Annotated in this window: 22 protein-coding genes and 1 tRNA gene; 10 read left to right on the top strand and 13 right to left on the bottom strand. The window is 59.5% G+C overall.

The features are described 5' to 3' along the window. Positions 1–14: 14 nt before the first annotated feature. From sctC to GIV35_RS03520, 3 genes are read left to right on the top strand one after another with little or no spacing between them, the layout of a single operon-like run. Positions 15–2,153 carry a type III secretion system outer membrane ring subunit SctC gene (sctC, locus tag GIV35_RS03530; RefSeq protein WP_105225663.1) on the top strand — a complete coding sequence of 713 codons (2,139 nt, stop codon included), beginning with the start codon at positions 15–17 and terminating at the stop codon, positions 2,151–2,153. After that, positions 2,150–2,353, top strand: a complete 204-nt coding sequence (gene hrpT / locus GIV35_RS03525) for an HrpT family type III secretion system protein (RefSeq protein ID WP_233475116.1) — start codon at positions 2,150–2,152, stop codon at positions 2,351–2,353. Before sctC ends, hrpT begins: the two co-directional genes overlap by 4 nt. Then, positions 2,350–2,715 (top strand): transcriptional regulator, encoded by a 366-nt coding sequence (locus GIV35_RS03520; protein WP_223023412.1) that lies wholly within the window; start codon positions 2,350–2,352, stop codon positions 2,713–2,715. Before hrpT ends, GIV35_RS03520 begins: the two co-directional genes overlap by 4 nt. Here the strand turns inward: GIV35_RS03520 and sctU are convergent, their stop codons facing one another. Genes sctU through GIV35_RS03465 form a run of 11 tightly spaced genes read right to left on the bottom strand, consistent with a single transcriptional unit; the run spans position 2,716 to position 12,858 of the window. Then, positions 2,716–3,813, bottom strand: a complete 1,098-nt coding sequence (gene sctU, locus GIV35_RS03515; RefSeq protein ID WP_034128095.1) for a type III secretion system export apparatus subunit SctU — start codon at positions 3,811–3,813, stop codon at positions 2,716–2,718. Continuing rightward, positions 3,810–4,598: a type III secretion system export apparatus subunit SctT gene (gene sctT, locus GIV35_RS03510; protein WP_223023411.1), complete on the bottom strand. Its 789-nt coding sequence runs from the start codon at positions 4,596–4,598 to the stop codon at positions 3,810–3,812. Before sctT ends, sctU begins: the two co-directional genes overlap by 4 nt. A gap of 9 nt (positions 4,599–4,607) precedes the next feature. Further along, positions 4,608–4,871 (bottom strand): type III secretion system export apparatus subunit SctS, encoded by a 264-nt coding sequence (gene sctS, locus GIV35_RS03505; protein WP_034128097.1) that lies wholly within the window; start codon positions 4,869–4,871, stop codon positions 4,608–4,610. A 7-nt stretch (positions 4,872–4,878) separates the two neighbouring features. Continuing rightward, a complete protein-coding gene (gene sctR / locus GIV35_RS03500; RefSeq protein WP_034128098.1) occupies positions 4,879–5,535 on the bottom strand; it encodes a type III secretion system export apparatus subunit SctR in 657 nt (218 codons plus the stop codon). Next, complete coding sequence (locus GIV35_RS03495) at positions 5,532–6,545, bottom strand: FliM/FliN family flagellar motor switch protein (protein WP_223023410.1); 1,014 nt, start codon at positions 6,543–6,545, stop codon at positions 5,532–5,534. Before GIV35_RS03495 ends, sctR begins: the two co-directional genes overlap by 4 nt. 2 nt (positions 6,546–6,547) lie before the next feature. Continuing rightward, positions 6,548–7,003, bottom strand: a complete 456-nt coding sequence (locus GIV35_RS03490) for a type III secretion system HrpP C-terminal domain-containing protein (protein WP_105225658.1) — start codon at positions 7,001–7,003, stop codon at positions 6,548–6,550. Then, positions 7,000–7,428, bottom strand: coding sequence for a type III secretion system stalk subunit SctO (sctO, locus tag GIV35_RS03485; RefSeq protein ID WP_198715279.1), 429 nt, complete (start codon positions 7,426–7,428; stop codon positions 7,000–7,002). Before sctO ends, GIV35_RS03490 begins: the two co-directional genes overlap by 4 nt. Continuing rightward, entirely contained in the window at positions 7,415–8,773 is a 1,359-nt protein-coding gene (locus GIV35_RS03480; RefSeq protein ID WP_034128102.1) for a FliI/YscN family ATPase, read from the bottom strand. The genes sctO and GIV35_RS03480 overlap by 14 nt, the downstream gene beginning before the upstream one ends. Then, complete coding sequence (locus GIV35_RS03475; protein WP_105225656.1) at positions 8,770–9,675, bottom strand: FHA domain-containing protein; 906 nt, start codon at positions 9,673–9,675, stop codon at positions 8,770–8,772. The genes GIV35_RS03480 and GIV35_RS03475 overlap by 4 nt, the downstream gene beginning before the upstream one ends. A 37-nt stretch (positions 9,676–9,712) precedes the next feature. Further along, positions 9,713–11,806 (bottom strand): type III secretion system export apparatus subunit SctV, encoded by a 2,094-nt coding sequence (gene sctV / locus GIV35_RS03470; RefSeq protein ID WP_054921797.1) that lies wholly within the window; start codon positions 11,804–11,806, stop codon positions 9,713–9,715. Next, on the bottom strand, positions 11,803–12,858 hold the full coding sequence (locus GIV35_RS03465) for a TyeA family type III secretion system gatekeeper subunit (RefSeq protein ID WP_236264180.1): 1,056 nt from the start codon (positions 12,856–12,858) through the stop codon (positions 11,803–11,805). The genes sctV and GIV35_RS03465 overlap by 4 nt, the downstream gene beginning before the upstream one ends. Before the next feature lie 263 nt (positions 12,859–13,121). Between GIV35_RS03465 and GIV35_RS03460 the strand changes: the two genes are divergently transcribed. The 6 genes from GIV35_RS03460 to GIV35_RS03435 all read left to right on the top strand — a co-directional run bounded on the left by GIV35_RS03460 (position 13,122) and on the right by GIV35_RS03435 (position 17,578). Further along, on the top strand, positions 13,122–13,673 hold the full coding sequence (locus GIV35_RS03460; protein ID WP_054897146.1) for an RNA polymerase sigma factor: 552 nt from the start codon (positions 13,122–13,124) through the stop codon (positions 13,671–13,673). 235 nt (positions 13,674–13,908) lie between these two features. Further along, positions 13,909–13,985: transfer RNA gene (locus tag GIV35_RS03455), tRNA-Met, on the top strand. A gap of 127 nt (positions 13,986–14,112) precedes the next feature. Next, a complete protein-coding gene (locus GIV35_RS03450; protein WP_236264167.1) occupies positions 14,113–14,892 on the top strand; it encodes a PhzF family phenazine biosynthesis protein in 780 nt (259 codons plus the stop codon). Between the two features lie 40 nt (positions 14,893–14,932). Beyond that, positions 14,933–16,762, top strand: coding sequence for a gamma-glutamyltransferase (gene ggt / locus GIV35_RS03445; protein WP_236264166.1), 1,830 nt, complete (start codon positions 14,933–14,935; stop codon positions 16,760–16,762). Positions 16,763–17,034: 272 nt separating this feature from the next. Next, positions 17,035–17,277 carry a hypothetical protein gene (locus GIV35_RS03440; RefSeq protein ID WP_197986766.1) on the top strand — a complete coding sequence of 81 codons (243 nt, stop codon included), beginning with the start codon at positions 17,035–17,037 and terminating at the stop codon, positions 17,275–17,277. After that, positions 17,264–17,578, top strand: a complete 315-nt coding sequence (locus tag GIV35_RS03435) for a helix-turn-helix domain-containing protein (RefSeq protein ID WP_089041410.1) — start codon at positions 17,264–17,266, stop codon at positions 17,576–17,578. The genes GIV35_RS03440 and GIV35_RS03435 overlap by 14 nt, the downstream gene beginning before the upstream one ends. 22 nt (positions 17,579–17,600) lie before the next feature. On the opposite strand, the gene ddlA is transcribed toward GIV35_RS03435, so the two are convergent. Together ddlA and GIV35_RS03425 are read right to left on the bottom strand one after the other, a co-directional pair. Further along, positions 17,601–18,698 (bottom strand): D-alanine--D-alanine ligase, encoded by a 1,098-nt coding sequence (ddlA, locus tag GIV35_RS03430; protein WP_105225652.1) that lies wholly within the window; start codon positions 18,696–18,698, stop codon positions 17,601–17,603. Between the two features lie 44 nt (positions 18,699–18,742). Continuing rightward, complete coding sequence (locus tag GIV35_RS03425) at positions 18,743–19,381, bottom strand: LysE family translocator (protein ID WP_200647662.1); 639 nt, start codon at positions 19,379–19,381, stop codon at positions 18,743–18,745. Between the two features lie 136 nt (positions 19,382–19,517). Here GIV35_RS03425 and GIV35_RS03420 point away from each other — a divergent pair, with 136 nt between their 5' ends. Continuing rightward, complete coding sequence (locus GIV35_RS03420; RefSeq protein WP_105225651.1) at positions 19,518–20,327, top strand: AraC family transcriptional regulator; 810 nt, start codon at positions 19,518–19,520, stop codon at positions 20,325–20,327. The last annotated feature ends 280 nt before the right edge of the window (positions 20,328–20,607 follow it).

Genomic DNA, 20,607 nt, shown 5'->3' with positions numbered 1-20,607 from the left:
CCAGAGACTTTCCCATGCCTGATAAAAACGACAAGCACAAACGCTTGCGCCCTCACGTACCTGCTTTTACTCCCCGCGCCGCCTGGTGTTGGCTCATTATGCTGCCCGGGTGGCTGCTACCACTGGATAGCGCGCTGGCCGCAATACCTCCTGAGTGGAAGAACACGGCCTACGCTTATGAAGCCCAGCACAAGCCAGTGCGCGAAGTGCTGGAGGATTTTGCCCAGACATTTGGTACTCAGCTCCAGGTCGAGGGCCTGCTCGAAGGTAACGTCAACGGCAAGATACGCGCAAATACGCCGCAATCATTGCTCGACCGGTTGGGGGTCGAACACCGTTTCCAATGGTATATGTATAACAACACCCTCTATATCAGCACCCTGGACCAGCAAGAATCCGCGCGCCTGGAAGTCTCCTCCGAGACCATCGCGGACCTCAAACAAGCGCTGACCGATATAGGCTTGCTCGACAGTCGTTTCGGCTGGGGCGAGTTGCCGGAAGACGGTGTTGTGCTGGTCTCCGGCCCGAAGGTTTATATCGAACAGATCAAGCGCTTCAGCAGCCAGCGCCGTTCTATGGATGAAAAACAGAGCGTGCTGAGCTATCCACTGAAATTCGCCAGCGCGGCGGATCGCCAAATGGAATACCGCAACGAAAAAATCATCATCCCCGGTGTAGCCACCATGCTAAGAGGGCTCCTGGAACCGCGCTCACCCTCAACGTCTTCGGCGCAGTCTCAACGCTCCATCACCCAGCCGCCGTTCATCACTCCGGTGGTGCCACGCTTGAGCAACCCGTTGCTGGGGCAAATGCTCGGCTCCACGGCGACAACCGGGTTGAACGACTCGACCGATACGGGCATGTCAATCACCCGGCGGGGCCCCCTCAGCCCTGCCCGTATCCGCGTCGAAGCCGACTTGCGCAATAACGCCATCCTGATTTATGACGTGCCGGAACGGCAGGCAATGTATCGCGAACTGATCACCCAGCTCGACGTGGCACGCAAACTGGTGGAAATCGATGCCATCATCCTCGACATCGAGCGCACGCAACTGCGCGAATTCGGGGTGAGATGGGGCTTTCAGAACAGTCGCTTCAGTGGCGCAGCCAACATGATTTCCGGCAACGCTCAACTGACAATTGAAAACCGCGGTCGTTTCGACGCGGAGATACGCGCGCTGGAAGCCAAGGGCCTGGCAACCATGGTGTCCAATCCGTCAGTCCTGACACTGGAAAACCAGCCAGCGGTCATTGATTTCAACCGGACCCAATACCTGACTCGCGGTCGGCAGAACGCTACGATTTTACCGATCACCGTGGGTACCAGCTTCCAGGTCGTGCCCCGCGTCATCACGAGCCGTGGTGGCCATCAGATTCAGCTGTTGGTCGATATCGAGGACGGTAACTTCGAAGAGGCCAACCCTACTCCCGGCAGCTTCGATGTACGCCGAGGCAAAGTCAGCACCCAAGCCATCATGGCCGAAAAACGTTCGCTCGTGGTCGGTGGTTTCCACGTCACCGAAAGCACCGACAAGCACAGCAAAGTACCCCTGCTGGGGGATATTCCGCTGTTGGGCAAGGCGTTGTTTTCCTCGACTGAACGACAGAACAATCGGCGCGAACGTCTATTCATCCTCACGCCCCGCGTTATCGGCGACCAGACCGACCCGTCACGCTACCTGCCCCAGGCAGACCAGGTCGAATTGCAAGCCGCTCTCACCCCCCTGGCCAGGCGCTATGACCCTCACCAGCCAGTGATCAAGCGCAGCGACATTATCAGTACCCTGGCGCACCTGGTCACCGGGCAAGTGCCCAAAGCCTTCAAGGTAGCGCCGATGCCCCTGGGGCTGAACACCTTGTGCAGTACCCGCAACTTGCTGGCGCTGAACACCGAGCGCAGCCAGTGGTACGCCGGCCCGCAGTACAACGTAGCCGTGGTGGTGCTGCGCAACCAGTTCAATCGCAATGTGCGCATCGACGAAAAGGAATGCAGTACTTCGCAAACCCTGGCCGTGAGTGTCTGGCCCCGCGCCTGGCTCAAGCCGGGCGAGGAAGCAGAAGTGTTTATCGCCATGCGCCCGGTGGTCAAGGATGAACACATCAGCGTGCCCCGTCCCTCCCTGATCACTCCAACTCAAAAGGCCAAGCCATGAAACATCGCTCGCTGTACGTCACCCTGATCGGCGCGGCGCTGCTCGTCGCCGGTTGTACGCCCACCTGCAGGGGCGACTCCTGCTCACGTCCGCAATCGTCCAAGGACAAGCTGGTGATTTGGTGGCCCTCACAAACGCGCGTAGAACCCGGCCCTGCCGGAGAACGTCCGGACTATCAGACGGTGTCGCTGGAACGATGAGCGCCCAGGGAACCCCGGCCGATGAACGCCAGGTCTTCCTCGACAGCCTGGTGGGCGGCTCTGCCGCCCACCTGACGCTTGGCCCGGGGGTAACAGCCAGCAACATGCAAGCCGGAACCCGTCAGGGTCTGGCCCTGCACGTGGCTCGCGAGGCGCTGCAAGCTTCACAATTGCAGAACGCGCTGGAGCGGCGCTTCGAGCAGGCCGTGGCATTCGATGGCTGCTTTATCTACATTGACGCACAGGACGCGCTGGTGATCTGGCATGCACTGCCCCCACAGCCCAACCTGCTCGACAGGCTCCTCAGCCGAATGTTGTCGTTGGCCAACCTTGAAAGCCTGGATGCGCGTACCCGGCGCTGATCAACGCAGATCAAGCTCCGGCAATTCCAGGGTTTCACGCTTGGCCTCATCATCAAGCTCGCGCAGGGTGCGGTAGATCAATGCCACGGCCTGCAGGGTTTCACGAGGAATTGTCGCCCCCAGCTTGTTCGTATACAGCGTACGGGCCAGCCACACGCACTGGATCACCGGTACATCAGCCGCTTTGGCGCGAGCGATCAACGCACGGGCGTCATCATCAGTCCCTTTGCTCACCAGCAGGGGCAGCGGCGTTTTGCCGGGGCGGTAATACAAGGCCACGGCAAAGTGCGTCGGGTTGACCACCAGCATATCGGACTCCTCCAGCTTGGGCAGCTTGACCTTCGGCTCCTCCTGGGCCAACTGCTGCGCCAGGGCGCGGCGCTGCCCCTTCACGTGGGGATCGCCCTCCATGTCCTTGTACTCTTTCATGACCTCGACCTGGGTCATGCGCATGCGCTTGGCAAAGAAGTATTTCTGCATCGCCAGGTCGATAAGCGCCAACACCAGCAATAACCCGAGACAGGCATGCAGCAGATAGCGGAACAGGGCGATCAATCCCAGGAGGTAGCTTTGCAGATCGCTGGTGGCCATATTGATCAACGCCCCCAGGGAAGGCCAGATCACCACGTACAGGATCAGGCCCAGCAGTGTGGCCTTGACGATGCTCATCAACAGGTTCATTACCGACTGGGCAGAAAACATTTGCTTGAGTTGGCTGAGCGGGTTGAGACGATTGAAGTCGAGCTTCAAGGCGTCCGGCGCGAACAGAATTCCGAACTGCATCCAACTGCTGACCAGCTTCGTGATAATCGCCACCGCGGCCATCAACAGGGCGAAGGAGAAAAACAACATCAAACCTTCGACCATCACTTCTTCCAGCGCCTGCGGGAAAGGCAAGGACAGACGCGTGATCGGCAGCAGCATCAACTGCTGGAAACGTTGCAGGCTGCTCTCGGCGGTGAACAAGGCGATTTCGCTGATGGCTGTCAGCACCAGTAGCTTACCCACATCCTGGCTTTGGGCGACTTGGCCTTTCTTACGCTGATCACGCAGCTTCTTGGCTGATGCGGGGTGCTTCTTTTCCCCCGAATCACTCATGACAGCGAGACCTTGAAGAACACGCCCAGGGAGTGCTTGAGGTCTTTAAGCAAGCCCATGCGCCCGACGATCAGGTCCTGCAGCAACGCAAAATACAACAACAGCACACCGATACCTGCCAGGCTCTTGAGGGGCGGCGCCAGCGTACTCACTTGCAATTGCTGACTGTAGACCCCCAGCAGCGCGATGCCGAACTCCAGCAACAGCAGCACTGCAATAAAGGGGGCAGCGTAGAGCATCATGTGCGTGAAGGTATCGCCAAGCAGGCCGACAAATACATCGAACCCATCGGCAGCGGGCAGTGGAAACCACACCGTCGGTGGCCAGAGCAGATAGCTGTCCCAGATCACCTGCGTCAACGCCCCGAGGCCCATACTGGCCATCAGCAAAAAAATCGCCAATTGCTTGAACAGATGCCCGGCCGGCGTCGCGTCTGGCCCAAGCGAGGGGTTGAGCTGACCACCGGCCAAAGCGCCCCGCTGGTTATCCAGCAACGCCCCGACCGACTCGAACAGCCAGAACGGCATCGACAGCAACACGCCCAGCAATAACCCCAGGGCCAACTCTTTGAGGGCCAGCCCTGCGAGCATCAGCGCCGAGTGTTCCTGGCCCTCCAGCAAGACATGAATGGCAGGTGCAGGCAGCAGTGCCATGACCACCACAATGGTGTGCCGCAGCATGCCGCGTATATGTTGAAAACAGAATGCCGCCACGAGGAAAGCGCAGGGGTAGATACGCGCCATGGCGACCAGCAGGGAGGGCAAATATTCAAGATATAACAGCACAGGCAGACCTCAGTGCAGGGCCGATCGACCGATCATGTCAAAGGTCAAGTTCATCAACTGGATCAACTCCACACCGATCCAGCGACCGGTCATGATCAGGGTGATCCCCACTGCCACCAGCTTGATACCGAAGGGCAACGTCTGGTCCTGGACCTGCATCAGTGCCTGCACCAGGGAGGTCATGACCCCCACCACCACCGCCACGATCAGCGGCGGCGCCGTCAGCATGACTACCAGCAACATGCCCTGCTTGAACAGTACGATGGGTTCCATAGGTCACTCAGAGATAGGAAAAGAACAGGCTGTCGAGCAACCGCGACCACCCGGAGACCATCACGAACAAGAGCAATTTGAGCGGCAGGGAAATGGTCATGGGCGAGACCATTTGCATACCCAAAGCCAAGAGGAGATTGGAAACAATCAGGTCAATCACGATGAAAGGGATATAGATCAGAAAGCCGATTTCGAACCCCGCCTGCAACTGTGACAGCACAAAGGCCGGCGCCAGCAGGATCAGGTCCTCACGTTGGACCTCCTGCGCCATCTGCGCCGGCCACATGCGCATGGCATTTTCCAACAGGTGGGTAAGAATATCCGGGTCACTGTTGCGCAGCATGAAGGTGCGCAATGGTTTGATCGCCTCCATTCCCGTCTGTTGGAGTGCGCCTACGCTGGTCAGGTCCAGGGGCGACACCTTGACGATCTCCGCCATCTCATAGCCTACAGGCGCCATGATGAACAGGGTTGCCGCCAGGGCAATACCATTGATGGCCATGCCCGGAGGCACCTGCTGCACACCGATGGCATTGCGGGTAATCATCAGCACAATCACGATCTTCAGGAATGCCGTGCAGACGACCAGCAGCATGGGCATCAACGACAATGCCCCAAGAAATATTGCCAGGACGACCGGATCTATTCCCTGGAAACTATTCATCGAGAAAAGATCACGCGAGACATCTGCAGCCCCAGCCGCCCGTCCACTTCAACCAACTGGCCCAGGCCGAGGGGGCGGTCGCCGTAGTAGAGACCGGCAGTGCCGGGAGCATAGCCGGCGACCCCCAACACCGCGCCGGGCGCAAGGTTGCGTAATTCGCCGAGGGTCAGGTTCAGCGTACCGCACCGTACATTGAGCGCCATACTCAGCTCGTCGAATGGTTCATGCCCGAACACATCCATCACCGCTGTTTCATCCTCATGCTCTGAGTAGGGCTGTGTTGCAAAATCCTCATCCACAAACATATCCTCGATAGAAGTAAGGGTCAGGCGCATCGGCCCGGATCCAGCGTCGATCCAGCCCACCAGGCGCTGTTTGCCAACCTGTACGTGGCCGGCTCCCGACGCACTGAAAAAGGCTCGCTCAAGCACCAGCACGTCACCAGCCCGCAAGCCGCGCAGCTGGTGCATGGACAACCTCAGGTGCCCAAGCGTTACGTCAACCGCCAGCCGAAACTGCGCCGGCATCGGCTCAGCCCTGGATCGCCACGGCCCCGCCTTGCATAGCGCCAGAAAGCTCTCGACAGACAGCCACAGATAGCCCGCCACGCGAGAGGCCCCAAGCGTCACGCAGAGTCGACAACCAAAGTTCATGGGGCGAGCGCCTGGCAGCAAACGCAGGTACCCAAACAACTCCTGCACCTGAGGGCTCAGATGATGCTGGAACAACTCCCAGAACCAGGCGTCCGGATCATTCCCGGCCGGCTCGAGCGTCACGGGGCATTCACCCATCAAGCTGAACTGTGGTCCTGGCTCACTGAAGGCCAAGACGCCACAGGCGGTCTCGAAGCAGAGCGGCTGGATACCCACAGGAGCAGTACCCGGCTCCATTCTCAACTCGCCACTCGACCCAGCGACCTCGAACGGCATACACAACCCTTGCCCCAACCGCTGCCGGGCAACCGCAATATCGGTTTTGAATCTGGGAAGTATCAAAGGTGGCAGCATCATGCCTACGTCGATTTTGCCAGATACAAACTGACAGGCTGGCGCAGGCTCTGCGCCAACCGTTGCTCACATTGTTGGCGTACACCACTGAGCCAGTGCACCGTATTGTCTTGCTCTGCGTGCAGCTCGACATTCCAGCCCCCCTGCTCCCGGCGGATACTGGCGTTGATCCGCCCCAGGCGGCCCAGGTGAAAAACAGCCATCAACGGCCATTGCGAACCAACGAGCATTCGCGGCGCCAACTGCTCGGTCAGTGCCCCGATCATGGCGACATCGCCCGAGGCTTTGATTCCGTTCAGAGACGCTCCGTATCCCCCGCTGTCCTGGCCCCCATCGTCAAACAACCGGGCGAACAATCGCCCTTGCTCCCAAGGCACCAGGGCACCGAATTCAGGTGCACGATCATCGCGAGACTCGCGCGGACGCTGACGTTCAGGCGGATTAACTGAAACCTGTTTCATATCGGCTCCTGCCTCAGTAACTCAGATAACTCTTGTATTTTTTCTACCTGGCGCAAGCACAAGGTGACGTGTTTCTGCGCCTGGCCGACCCGCGCAGCCCGCTCTTGCTGCTGCTCTTGGAGTTGCAATAATTGGCCTTCTTCACGCCGGGTACCCGCCGATAATTGCCGCTCCTTGGCACTCCAGTTTTTCAGCGCCTTGAACGTCACCACCTGCCCCTGGTGCTGACTCAACAGCTGCGCGCATTGCCGGGCCTCTTCCAGGCGGGTTTGCTCGAGGATTTCCTGCGCCTCCCGGATATGCGCGACCAGCGCTTGCTGCGCCCTTTTTGCCTCACGCAGCGCACGCTCGGCGCGGTCTGCACGGTGTCGGCGCAAACGTTGCAGGGTATCGATTTCACCCGGTAACACTTCAGAATGGGACATGGGCGGTCAGCTCAGCCAATTGATCCATGGTGGCGGCAAGCGGCGAAGGTTCGCGCAAGTCCTGGCGCAGAAAGCCATCTACCGCCTGCCGACTGTCAACTGCCAGGTCGGTGAGTGCATCGTTGCCGGGCTGATATTCCCCCAACTTGAGCATCAGCTCGATCTGCTGGTAAGCCGACAGCAAGCGTCGTAGCGCCGTGCCGGCACGGATATGCACGGGCTCGGCAACATTGCTTAGAATCCGCGAAAGGCTGGCCAGGACATCGACCGCCGGGTAATGGCCGCGCTCGGCCAGCTTGCGCGACAGGACGATATGACCGTCGAGCAGAGAGCGCACCTCATCCGCTACCGGATCGTTCATGGAGTCCTGTTCGATCAACACTGTATAGATGGCCGTGATCACGCCTTCACGGGTCAAGCCGGCACGCTCCACCAGACGTGGCAGCAAACTGTAGACCGACGGCGGCAGACCACCGCGCCCCAAGGGTTCACCGGCAGCCAGGCCGATTTCACGTTGGGCCCTGGCAAAACGGGTCAGAGAGTCAATCAGCAACAGCACCCGCTGGCCCTTGCGCCGGAAACCTTCGGCCAGCGCAGTTGCCGTGAACGCGGCACGCGCGCGCTCCATGCTTGAGCGGTCGGAGGTTGCACACACCAACACGGCCTTGGCACGCAACTGCTCATCCAGTTCATGATCGAGAAACTCGCGCAGTTCCCGGCCCCGCTCCCCGATGAGACCGAATACGATCACATCGCACTCCACGTTACGGGCGATTTCGGCCAACAAGGTGGTCTTGCCACAACCGGCTCCGGCAAACAGCCCGACACGCTGGCCCTCCCCCAGGGTCATCAGGCCATCAATCGAGCGCACCCCCGTAGCCAGTGCGCGGTTGATCCGCGGCCGTTCGGTAGGAAGAGGCGCCTCGCATAACACTGTGGTCGCCCCAGGGGTGTCCGCTTCCACGAACGCGCTCACACCATCGCCCGCAATCGGGCGGCCAAAACCATCCAGCACCTGCCCCAACAACTCATCACCGACCCGGACCTGATGCGGAACCCCCAACCGCTCGACGCTGGCGCCTACACGCACGCCTTCAAGGTTGCCCAGGGCACTGAGCACCGCATCGCGCTGATCGAACCCGATGATCTCGGCGAGCATGTAGTCGCCCGGCCCTTTTTCGACTTTGCATAGGTCACCAATACGGGCCTGCGGCAACCGGCACTGCAGCAGCATGCCGTTCACGCGCTGGATACGACCGAGCATTGTCACCGGTGCGAAACTGCTCAATGCCTGTGACTGGTTCAGTTGCCAGGCCTCCAGACGCTCCTGCAGCGACCCCTTCACCAGCCCACCTCATAACGTTGCTCGCCGTCAAAAACCACTTTGCTGTTATCGATCAAAACCAGGCGCAGGCCATCCACTTCATCACCCACGAATAAGCGGCTTCCTTCCTCCAGCACCACGTGGCCATTCGGGCCACCCACTATCTGCGAGATCTTGAACGGTAACTTGCCTTCGCGTACCCGTACGCGACTGATCACCGGCACCACAGTGTCGAATTGCTCGGCAAAACGGTCGAGCATGCGCGCAATCAGTTCCACTTCATCCTGGGAAACAACACCATTGAGGGCAATCTGACCATTGACGATCTGCAAGCTGACGCGCTGGAGCAATTCACGCTCGTTGAGCATCTTCATGAGTTGCTGACGCACCTCAGCGGGTGAGTCCAACCCGGGTTTCTGAATGACCGCCGGCATCAGCGATGCCTGGGCCTCACGCTCACCGCTGAAGATAATGCCGACCGCAGCGATGATCACGGCGCATAGCAGAACCAGGCTGACCAAGCGTTTTTGCTGCAACAAGGGAATGGAAGACAGCGTCAGCGGCAATGGCGCCTGGGGCAAGGGCTCCGTTGCCGGCCGGGGCGGCTTGAGCACCGATGCCTGCCGCCAAGGATGATCGGCAGGGCAGACACACAAACTGACGGGGCCAATCATAAACGGCGTGTTGAGTGCCAGATCGCCGATCTGCGCCAACATTTGCCCATCGCCGTTTTTCAGCAGCCCCGCTTCAGCCTGCACCGACCAGCGCCCTTCGAGCAATAGCAGGCGCGCGTGGTGCTCGGCGATACCGGGATCATCCAGCAAGAGATCAGCGTCCGCGTTGGCGCCAAGGCTCCACTGCTCACCAAACAGGGGCAGCGCAGCCCCTTGATGCAAACCATCCAAGACTCGGAGTTCGAACATCAGTACGTCCCCCCGTACTCTGCAAGTAGCGCTGTGTTCATGCCAATGTCCCGTGCATCAACTCATCCTGGCCAAGGTCAAAACGCCCCAGCACCTTGACCTTGGAAGTGCTCCCCAGCTCGGCGAAAGACAACACCGGCACATGGTTGAACTCTTCAAGCAACAAGGTTCGCAAGGGGCTGCGCAAATCCTGCGCCACCAACAACACACTTTTTATTTTTGCCCGTGCGCTGAAGGCCTGGTTGAGCAGGTTGACCAGCGCAGCGCTATTATCGCCGTCGAGTGCAAAGAACACCCCGGTCTGGGTCTGGCGCAGCGCCTCGCGCAGGATGTTTTCGGTATGCGGTGACAACAGCCAGGCATGCAGCCCATCGGCCTCGCTGTACTGGTGGTAGATCTGCGACTTGAGGGCAATGCGCGCATAGTCAGCCAGTGCTTCCGGCTCGCGTTCGTGCTGGCCGTATTCGATCAGCGATTCGACAATCAACCTCACGGCGCGCAGCGGAACCCCTTCGCTGGCCAGGCGTTGCAGCACCGCCGAAAAGCGCGAAATTGGCATGATGCGTTGCAGTTCTTGCACCAGTTCGGGTTGATTGTTCTCAAGCCAACTGAGGATCGACTTGCTCTCCTGAATCCCCAGGAATTGCGGCCCGCTGAGCATCATCGCCTTCTTCATGCGGTCGACGATCAGGCTCGTCGCCGTGAAGCGCTCCAACTGCGCATCATTGAGCAGTGGGTCGTCGGGCGGCAGCCAGAGCCAATCCTGTTCATTGCGCTCGGCCAATCCCGGTACGCCATGCTCAGGCTCAACCGTCAGGGCGCTGCGCTCCACGGCAACGTGCTGGACCACCGACGCCTTGACCATGGGTACCTCATGGACGCAGAAGCGCATTTCATCATCGTCCAGCGAGTCATCGATCTCGACCTCAAACGGCGGCAACGTCAGGCCAATATTGGCAACCAGGGAATTTCGTACCTGACGGATTCCGTGAATAAGATCGGTCACCTCAGGCGTGCCGCGCAAAGCCGAGGGAAACTGCAGCAGATAAGGCCGGGACGGATCAAACCCGCGCAGATCCTCTTTGCCATTTTCTTCAGGCCGCACGGCTTCGACGGCTTCGGCTTCTGGCTGCGCTTCACGTCGGCGCCGACGGTCGAGGTAATAACCCAAGGCGCCGGTCATCATCGCCAGCAGAATAAACACCAGGGTCGGCATACCAGGCACGATCGCAAACACCAGCATGGCCACCGAGGCGATCATCCAGCTCTTGGGCTCACTGGTCATCTGGCGTGCGATCTCGGCGCCCATGTTCGTGATGCCCTTGCGCCCTTCCGGTGCCACGCGGGTAATGATCATGCCGGCGGTGAGAGAGATCAACAGCGCCGGAATCTGCGCAATCAGACCATCGCCAATCGTCAGCACCGAATACAGCGCCATTGAATCGGCGGCGCTCAAGCCGTGCTGGAACATACCTGTGGAGAAGCCGCCCAACAGGTTGACCACAACGATGATCAACCCCGCGATGGCATCCCCCTTGACGAATTTCATGGCACCATCCATGGCCCCGAACAACTGACTCTCGCGGGACAACTGTTCACGCTTGTCCCGCGCTTGCACGCCGTCAATCAAGCCGGCACGCAAGTCACTGTCGATGGACATCTGCTTGCCCGGCATTGCGTCCAGGCTGAAGCGCGCCGCCACTTCGGCAACCCGTTCAGAGCCTTTGGTGATCACCAGAAAGTTGACCAGGGTCAGGATCAGAAAGATCACCATCCCAACAGCAAGGTTGCCGCCCACTACGAAATTGCCGAAGGCCTCAACGATATCGCCGGCGTCCTGTTCGAGCAGGATCAAGCGCGTCGTTGCGATCGACAACGCCAGGCGGAACATGGTGGTCAGCAACAAAATCGACGGGAAGGAAGAGAACGCCAAAGGCCCGGGCAAGTAAAGCGCCAGCATGATCAACAGGCAGGCAATACAGATATTCAGCGCAATCAGAATGTCCACCAGCCAGGTAGGCAGCGGCACGATGAAAATGAACACAATGGCCATGATCACCACCGCGCCCAAGACCTCGGCACGCTGCGCCACCTTGAGCAGTACACCGTTGAGGGTGGACAGCACGCTCACGCCAGGATAGTCGAATTAGGAAAACCAGGGCGTATGCCTTCGAGGCGGGCAAGTTCGTCCATCACCAGCAGAAAATTGTGCAGCGCCTCTTGGCGCGATTTGCTATCCGGCCACAAGGCCTCGGGCAACTTTTGAAACAGCTTATAAAGCGCATTGAGAGACACGAGTTTTGATGTGCTGGCCCCCATTTCTTCAGCCAGGCGCATGACTTCATTTGTCACGATGCCGGTGTCTGCATAACCCAGCATGCGTCGCAGCAGGCTCACCGCATGCATTTCGATCGCAAGGTTCTGAATCACCTCACGACAGCTGCATAACACCCCGCTCAATGCGCCGCATTTGCCCAGGCCTGTCAGCAAGGTGCGCAACATTGCCGTAGGGACGGAGGACACATGGGCGGCAATGTCGGCCGTCAGGGCGCTGGACATCATTTTCAACCCATGTGCAAAACGGTCGTCACTGTAGATGCCGAGCAGCGCGTGCATCATGGTCGCCAGGGATTGCCGTGTCACCACACTGGCGTAATAGAGCGCGCGCAGCGCCTGGAGCTCTTCTGGATCGCCACTCTTCTTATGCAAGGCCATGGCAATATTCAGGCCCGCCTGGATCTCCCCTTTGAAGCGGATCTCCAGCTTGGCAATTGCATCCCGCGCCAGGTCGGCTTCGGAGTTGCGCACGTCGGCCTCGGCCTGCCCGCACACCGCCTTGAGTACCACGAAGGTGCGTGCCGGATCACCGCCAGTGAGCCCCAGCAATGTATCGATGCTGGGTTGCGTGAGTAATTTCTGCCTGATTCGACGTACTACCGCGGCAAAGCTTTCCTGGGCCGGATGCCCCAACTGCTCATAGAGCTGCGCGAGCACCTGGACAGGAGGCACACGCACGTCAATTACACGCTTATCCAACGTACGACTGCTGGATTCCACCTCCTGACTGAAGTGCAGAGAAAGATCATCGACACCTTGGCCTGGCTCAGGTTTGGCGGCCGGGCTAGCGGTGGGGAGTTCCACCCGCGGGGTCATTGGCACTTCGTTGGTAGATTCGACTTTCATGGGCAGGCCAGTACAGGAAGAGAGTGTCCATATGTGGTCAGGCCCGCCCAGATGGTTCCACTGAAACTCACTCATCCAACAAGATGAAAAAACCCGCACAGGTCCCTGGTGCCTTTTGCAAATTACTGCACAAAACCACCGCAACCATAACGTATTTATTTATATAAATCAGATAGTTACATGATAATTCTCCTTTGGCACAGGCAGTGCAAAAGAGGTAGCCGCCGAAACTATTTCGACTGCGTCTACCTTAAGGAAAAATCATGAATATCCCTATTGAAGCCCTCGTTCACCTTGGTGGCAGTTCGCCTCAATTCATGCTCCATCTGACAGACGATCAACAGAAAAAACTTCGCCGTTTCATTCACAAACGGGTCCTGAACCCGGAAGACGCGGATGATCTTTTGCAATTGACTTACCTGGAGGCCTGGCGCAATCGCGAACGTTTCAGTGGTACCGCGACACTCAGTACCTGGATGTGCGGCATCGCGCAGAACCTGATCCGCAATCACTTCCGACGCCTGTATGCCAAGCCTGCGCATTGCGAATTCGACGAGTCGCTGTGGCATGGCCATGAAGAAAACCACAGCCTGGACTGGGAGTTCGAAGTCAACCGGCGCTTGGAAAATACCCTGAGTGCGATTGACCACTTGCCGACCGAGATGCGCAGAACACTTTACGCCTCGCTGGAAACCGACGGCAGTTACCAGGACACCGCCGACGTACTGGACATTCCTATCGGCACCGTGCGCTCGCGCTTGTCACGGGCCCGCGAACAGCTCAAGCGCGTCACCCACCCCCCACTGCATCGGTAAGTTGAGTTAGCCAGTCCAGTGTTGGGCGACAGGGATATCTGCCCAACACTGTCGGACATGGCCTGCGAGTAAACCTTCGAAGACGCCAAGCGCTTCCACTCCCCTCATCCACAGCGCATTCGTCACCGCCCGTCGCCAAAACCAGTGCTTTGGCTTAAACAGTTGAAAGCGTAGAAAAAAATTCTACAAAAACGCTTGACGCATTGCCGTTCCAAGCGAATAATGCGCGCCACTTGGCTACATAGCTCAGTTGGTTAGAGCATAGCATTCATAATGCTGGGGTCCGGGGTTCAAGTCCCTGTGTAGCCACCAAGTACTAAAAACGGCTTACCGAAAGGTAGGCCGTTTTTTTATGCGCGCAAAAAACTCCCTAACTGTATTTTGACGCCCCCCTACCCCACTGTTAGTGTCCAGCCTCCCCTAAACACGGAGTGCCCCGATGCAACTGGACATCTACCAAGTCGACGCTTTCAGCCACCATCCCTTCGGCGGCAACCCGGCAGCAGTGTGCCCGCTCACCGAGTGGCTGCCCGACGCGCAACTGCAGCAGATTGCGGCCGAGAATAATCTTTCGGAAACCGCGTTCTTTGTACCCCGTGGCGAGTTCTATGAGTTGCGCTGGCTCACGCCGGAAGTTGAGGTGGACCTGTGCGGCCATGCCACGTTGGCCGCCGCGTGGGTATTGATCCACAAGTTGGCGGACGCCCCGCAGGTTCTGCGCTTTGCCACCCGTAGCGGCGAGTTGCGGGTAACGCGCAACGGCGATGAGCTGGCGATGGATTTTCCGGCAAAGAAACCTGAACGCTGTGAGCCGCCCCACGGCATGTTGAGTGCCCTGGGGCTTGAATCCGCCGAGGTGTTTGGCACCGACGACTATATAGTTCTGGTGGAGGATGAAGCGCAGGTAGCGGCCCTGGCACCGGACTTTGCGCGACTCAAGGGCCTGCCTAAACGCGGCATTGCGGTGACCGCCAAGAGCACGCGGTTTGATTTTGTCTCGCGCTGGTTCGGCCCGAATGTGGGCGTCAATGAAGACCCGGTTACCGGCTCGGCGCACACCTCGCTGGCACCGTTCTGGGCCGAGCGCCTGGGCAAGTCGCAATTGAGCGCCGAACAAGGCGGCCAGCGTAAGGGCCAGTTGCGCTGTGAACTCCAGGGTGACCGGGTGATTATTTCCGGCAAGGCCGTGCTGTACATGCAAGGCACGATTTACCTGTAAAAAAAACGCAGTAGCCCAAGGACCACAGCCCCCTCTCAACATGAACGGAGTTCAGCGCGTGTTTTTGATTTCCCGCCGCAGCCTGACAGTCATCGCCGCAACCCTGGCCCTCGCAGCCTGCCACACGCCCGTCAACGAACAGCCTGCGGCGCCAGAGCTGGGCTCGGGCTATCGCACCGACCTGAGCACCCGCCACGCCGAGCGCCATATGGCCGCCGCCGCCAACCCACTGGCCGCTGAAGCCGGGCGTGAAATGCTGCGTCAAGGCGGTTCAGCCATTGATGCGGCGATTGCCATGCAAGCGGTATTGACTCTGGTGGAACCGCAGTCGTCCGGCATCGGCGGCGGTGCGTTCATCATGCTATGGGATGGACAACAGGTGCAGGCTTATGACGGCCGCGAAACAGCACCGGCCGGGGCGACAGAGCGTCTGTTCCTGAAGGCCGACGGTACGCCGATGGCGTTCACGGATGCGCAGATTGGCGGGCGCTCGGTGGGCACGCCGGGCGTACTGCGCGCCTTGGAGATGGCGCACAAAAAGAGCGGCCACCTGCAATGGGCCAAGCTGTTCGAGCCGGCGATTCGCCTGTCGGAGCAAGGCTTTGCCATTTCCCCACGCTTGCACAGCTTGATCGCCGCTGACCGCTTTATCGCGCAATCACCCGACATGGCGGCGTACTTCCTGAATGCCGACGGCTCGCCAAAAGCCACCGGTACACGATTGAAAAACCCGGCACTGGCCGCGGTGTTCAAGCGCATCGCCAAGGAAGGGCCGGATGCGCTGTACCAAGGCCCGATTGCCGATGAAATCGCACGCAAGGTACAGGGCCATCGCAATGCCGGCAGCCTGTCCCAGGCCGACCTCAAGGGCTACGCCGCCAAGCAGCGCGCACCGCTGTGCACCGACTACAAACAATGGAAGGTCTGCGGCATGCCACCGCCGTCCTCGGGCGGGATTGCCGTGGCGCAGATCCTGGGGACATTGCAGGCGCTGGAAACCCGCGACCCGCGCCTGGCCATCGCCCCCATGACACCGGTCAAGAGTGTTTCGCCGGCCGGGCTTGAGCCGACACCCGAGGCCGTGCACCTGCTCGCCGAAGCCGGGCGCCTGGCCTTTGCCGACCGCGCGCTGTACGTGGCCGATGCAGACTTCACCCCCGTCCCGGTTACCGGTCTTGTCGCGCCAGGTTACCTGGCACAACGCGCCACGCTGATCGGCGAGCGCAGCATGGGCATCGCCAAGCCCGGCCAACCCGCCGGTATTCAGGTGGCGTACGCACCAGACCGCTCGCCGCTGCGCATCTCCACCTCACAGGTGGTGGCGGTGGACGACCAGGGCGGCGCCGTGTCGATGACCACCACGGTTGAAGCAGCATTCGGCTCTCACGTGATGGTCCAGGGCTTTTTGCTCAACAACCAGATGACCGACTTCTCGTTCATCCCCGCAGAAAACGGCCAGCCTGTGGCCAACCGCGTACAACCGGGTAAACGCCCACGCTCGGCCATGGCGCCGACCCTGGTGTTCGACCGCAAGACAGGCGAACTGCTGGCTACCGTCGGCTCCCCCGGCGGCTCGCAGATCATCGAGTACGTGAGTAAATCCCTGGTGGCCATGCTCGACTGGAAGCTCGACCCGCAGGCGGCAATCAGCCTGCCTAACTTCGGCAGTCGCAATGGTGCTACCGAGTTGGAAGCTGGGCTGTTCAGCCCGGCACTGAAACAGGTGCTCAAGGACAAGGGCCACGCCCTGAGCGAGATCGAGATGACCAGCGGCGTGCAGGCCATCGTGCGCACACGGGATGCCCAGGGCAAGGTGACGCTCAGTGGTGGCGCTGATCCTCGGCGTGAAGGTGAGGCGTTGGGTGATTAAGGTGTTGATCTATCCGTACAGGCTTATAAAAAAAGACCTGCAACCTTACGCCTTAAATCCTACGCGGAGCGCCAAAACTCAAAGTGCCATGTCATCTTTTGCGATAAAAACCTTCTTGAGCAGCCCCATCTCACCTGCGATTTTCTGGCCCGCTCTTTCTTGCCAGAGGCTACGTCAAAGACGTAGAATTTCGCGTGTTCACTCTCATAGAATCCCCTCTCTTCAGCAGGCAATGGCCTGACTATTGGACTGAAGATGAAAAAGGTATCTTCATGGCGTTTCTCGCCAGCCATCCTGATGCTGGAAATGTCATTCCGCGCTCGGGAGGTTGCCGAAAGATACGCTGGAGCATGGAGGGCCGGGGTAAAAGTGGATCAGTGCGGGTCATCTACACCACACAACTGGAGTGCGGAGCAGTCGTCGCGCTACTGATTTATGGCAAGAGCGCCACGGAGAATATTCCGGCACATATCCTGTACAAAATCGCAAAGGAAATGAACCATGCCACTCACTGATAAAGAACTGAAGGAACGTGACGCCAAACGCAATATAGGCGAAGAACTACTGACAGCCATTCAGGATGTCAAAGCGGGACGTTACGGTGCAGTGCAGCACGTTGAGGTCACTCAAGCTGCCGAAGCAAGAAGCAAGACAGGGCTCTCACAACCAAAATTTGCCGAGCTTCTGGGCGTGTCAGTAAGAACCCTTCAAGAATGGGAGCAAGGGCGTCGCTCACCTTCCGGAGCAGCACGCTCGCTACTGCATATTGCAGCCATAAGGCCGGACGTTTTTCGCGAAGTGCTCAGTAACGCCTGATGGCGTTACTGGTTCGGACCAATCACTGGCGGCTGATCTTCAACCCTTTGCGCCCCGCATGCCGCTCCAGCGCCAGCTCGATCAACCGGCTGACAAGTTCGCTGTAGCTCATGCCTGCCGCCTGCCACAGCTTGGGGTACATGCTGATGCGGGTAAAACCGGGCAGTGAGTTGATCTCGTTGATCAGCACTTCGCCGTCCTGCGTCAGGAACACATCCACCCGCGCCAACCCGGCGCAGCCCAACACTTCAAACGCCGCAATGGCCAGGCTGCGAATCCGTTCGCTGGCTTCGTGACTGATCGCCGCCGGCACCACCACCTGAGCAGCCTGGCCATCGATGTATTTGCTGTCGTAGGAATAGAAACCACTGCTCACCACGATCTCGCCACAACCGCTGGCGATGGGCTCGTCATTGCCCAGCACGGCGCATTCGATCTCACGGCCCTGGACGGCGGACTCCACCAGCACCTTCTCATCAAACCCCAACGCCAGTTCAACGGCAGCGCGGTACTCGGCTTCGCTGCCGACTTTGCTTACCCCCACCGACGAACCCTGGTTGGCAGGCTTGACGAACATCGGCACACCGAGCTTGCCAGCGGCCGTTTCAAACGAGGTGCGCGCCACATTAGCTCGCGTAAGGGTGATGAACGGCGTGACCGCAATACCCGCGTCGCGCAGCAAGCGCTTGCTGATGTCTTTGTCCATGCACACCGCCGAGCCGAGCACGTCGGAACCGACGAAGGGCAAGTCCGCCATGCGCAGCAAGCCTTGCAGGCAACCGTCTTCACCGAGAGTGCCGTGAACAATCGGGAAGATCACGTCGATGTGTTCCAGCATGCCCTGCCCGGAGGTTTCCACCACTTGCTGGTTGGCCTTGCCGGGCACCACGGCCAATTCACGGTTGGACTGGTTGAGGGCGATGAGTGCCGGGTTTTCCTGGTTGAGCAGGAAGTTCGAGGTGTCATTGAGGTGCCAGTGACCGGCCTTGTCGATACCGATCAGCACGGGCTCAAAGCGCGAGCGGTCGAGGGCGTCGACGATGTTGCGCGCCGATTGCAGCGAGACTTCATGCTCAGCCGAACGGCCCCCAAAAATAATCCCTACCCGCACCTTGCTCATGACCCGACCTCACTATTGAAAGTAAGGCTTCTTACCATGGGTGGTTAGCGATTCGCTACCAGATGTGCACCGAACAACAGGTAGCAACTGCCAGCAAAGCGGTCGAGCCACTTGCGCGAACGGCTGTAGAGGTTGGCCATGTGCTCGCTGGAAAACACCAGGGCGACGCTGCAATACCAACTGAACGACAAGGTAGCCATGGTGATGACCGCCAGCGTCAACAGCGCCGGCGAGGGTGACGGTGGCATCGTCGAGGCAAAGGCCGTGGCGACGAACAGAGCTGCCTTGGGGTTGGACAAGTTGCCCAGTAAACCGAAACGCCATGCGGAAAATAGTGACCGTCGCGGCTCATCGGGCAACACCGTCTGCCCCGTGCTCGGCGCCGAGCGTTTGAACAGCCTCAGCCCAAGATAGATCAGGTAGCAGCCGCCGATGATCTTGAACGCCAGGTACAACATGGGCGCGGCGGTAAACAGCGACTTGATGCCCAAGCCACCAGCCAACCCCCAGATAATCGTGCCGGTCGCCACGCCCGCCGACGCCACCACACCGTGACGCCGCGAACAGCTGGCGGCCAACTGCGCCGTATTGAAGAAGTTGGGACCGGGGGTCACCACGGCGACCGTCCACAGCAGCGCGAGCGAGACCAGCGGCGCCACATAGGCAGGGTTGAAAACATCCATGAGGAGCACCACCAGCGCAGTATACGAACAGGGATCATAGGCCTCGCCCAACACCTGCACAATCGTACAAGACCCCAGCAGACAACCGGTGCAGACTCAGTTAACGTGTTTCCACTTCCTTTTGTGACAAGTCACCATGGGCAACCCCATCCACTCCCTCGACTGGCTGCACCGCGCGCCCCACGCCAGTGGCCTTGACCGTATCGAGGCGTACTTTGCCGGCTTCGCCTTCGACCCTCATCGCCATGACACGTACGCCATCGGGCGCACGTTGTTCGGCGTACAGAGTTTTCATTATCGCGGCGGCACAACCCACAGCCTGCCCGGCACCACCATGGTGATCCACCCCGATGAAACCCATGACGGCCGTGCCGGCAGCGAAGAAGGTTTCAAGTACCGGATGATTTATGTGGAGCCGGCGTTGATCCAGCAGATCCTCGGTGGGCAACCGTTGCCGTTTATCCCCGGCGGCTTGTCCACCGACCCACGGCTGCACCGCGCCAGCGAAGTGTTGCTACAAAGCCTGGATTGCCCGATAGACCCGATGCAAGAGCAAGATGCCCTGTTCGACCTGGCCCACGCGCTGAGCGCTGCGTCCGGGGCCATCATCCGCCGTAAATCCTTCGACTACATCGCGGCCGAACGCGCCCGTGAATTCATCCACAGCGCCCTGGGCCGCAGCATCACCCTGGATGAAATTGCCGACCACGCCGGCCGCGACCGGTGGGCGTTATCGCGGGATTTTCGTTTGTTATTCGGCACCAGCCCCTACCGCTACCTGACCATGCGCCGACTGGACCTGGTGCGCCACTTGTTGGCCCAGGGCCAATCGTTGGTGGATGCGGCGATGACCGCAGGCTTCACCGACCAAAGCCACATGACCCGCCAATTTCGCAGCACCTACGGCATGCCGCCATCGCGCTGGGTGAAAATGCTCGGACGCTGAGTGCCGGGTTGGAATACGTTCAAACTGTGGGAGCTGGCTTGCCTGCGATGCAGACACCTCGGTACATCAGATACACCGAGGTGATGCCATCGCAGCATAGGTATCTACATAACTCTGTTAGCTCAACGGTAACCACGATGCGAAGCGAGCCGCTCTTGATCTGCTTTTGATCTTAGGCGCCCCGTTAAACCACGCTGGCCGGAATTCGACAGGGATTTGGGGGGTAAACCGGCAGGGATGCCGGTTTAGCCGCCCCGCGCCATGGATGGCGCGTGGCGGC

This window comes from Pseudomonas sp. PA-1-6B (assembly GCF_021609545.1).
GTDB lineage: Bacteria > Pseudomonadota > Gammaproteobacteria > Pseudomonadales > Pseudomonadaceae > Aquipseudomonas > Aquipseudomonas fluorescens_BV.
Note: the sequence above shows the minus strand (reverse complement) of the source record. Positions and strands in the feature narration are given on the sequence as shown.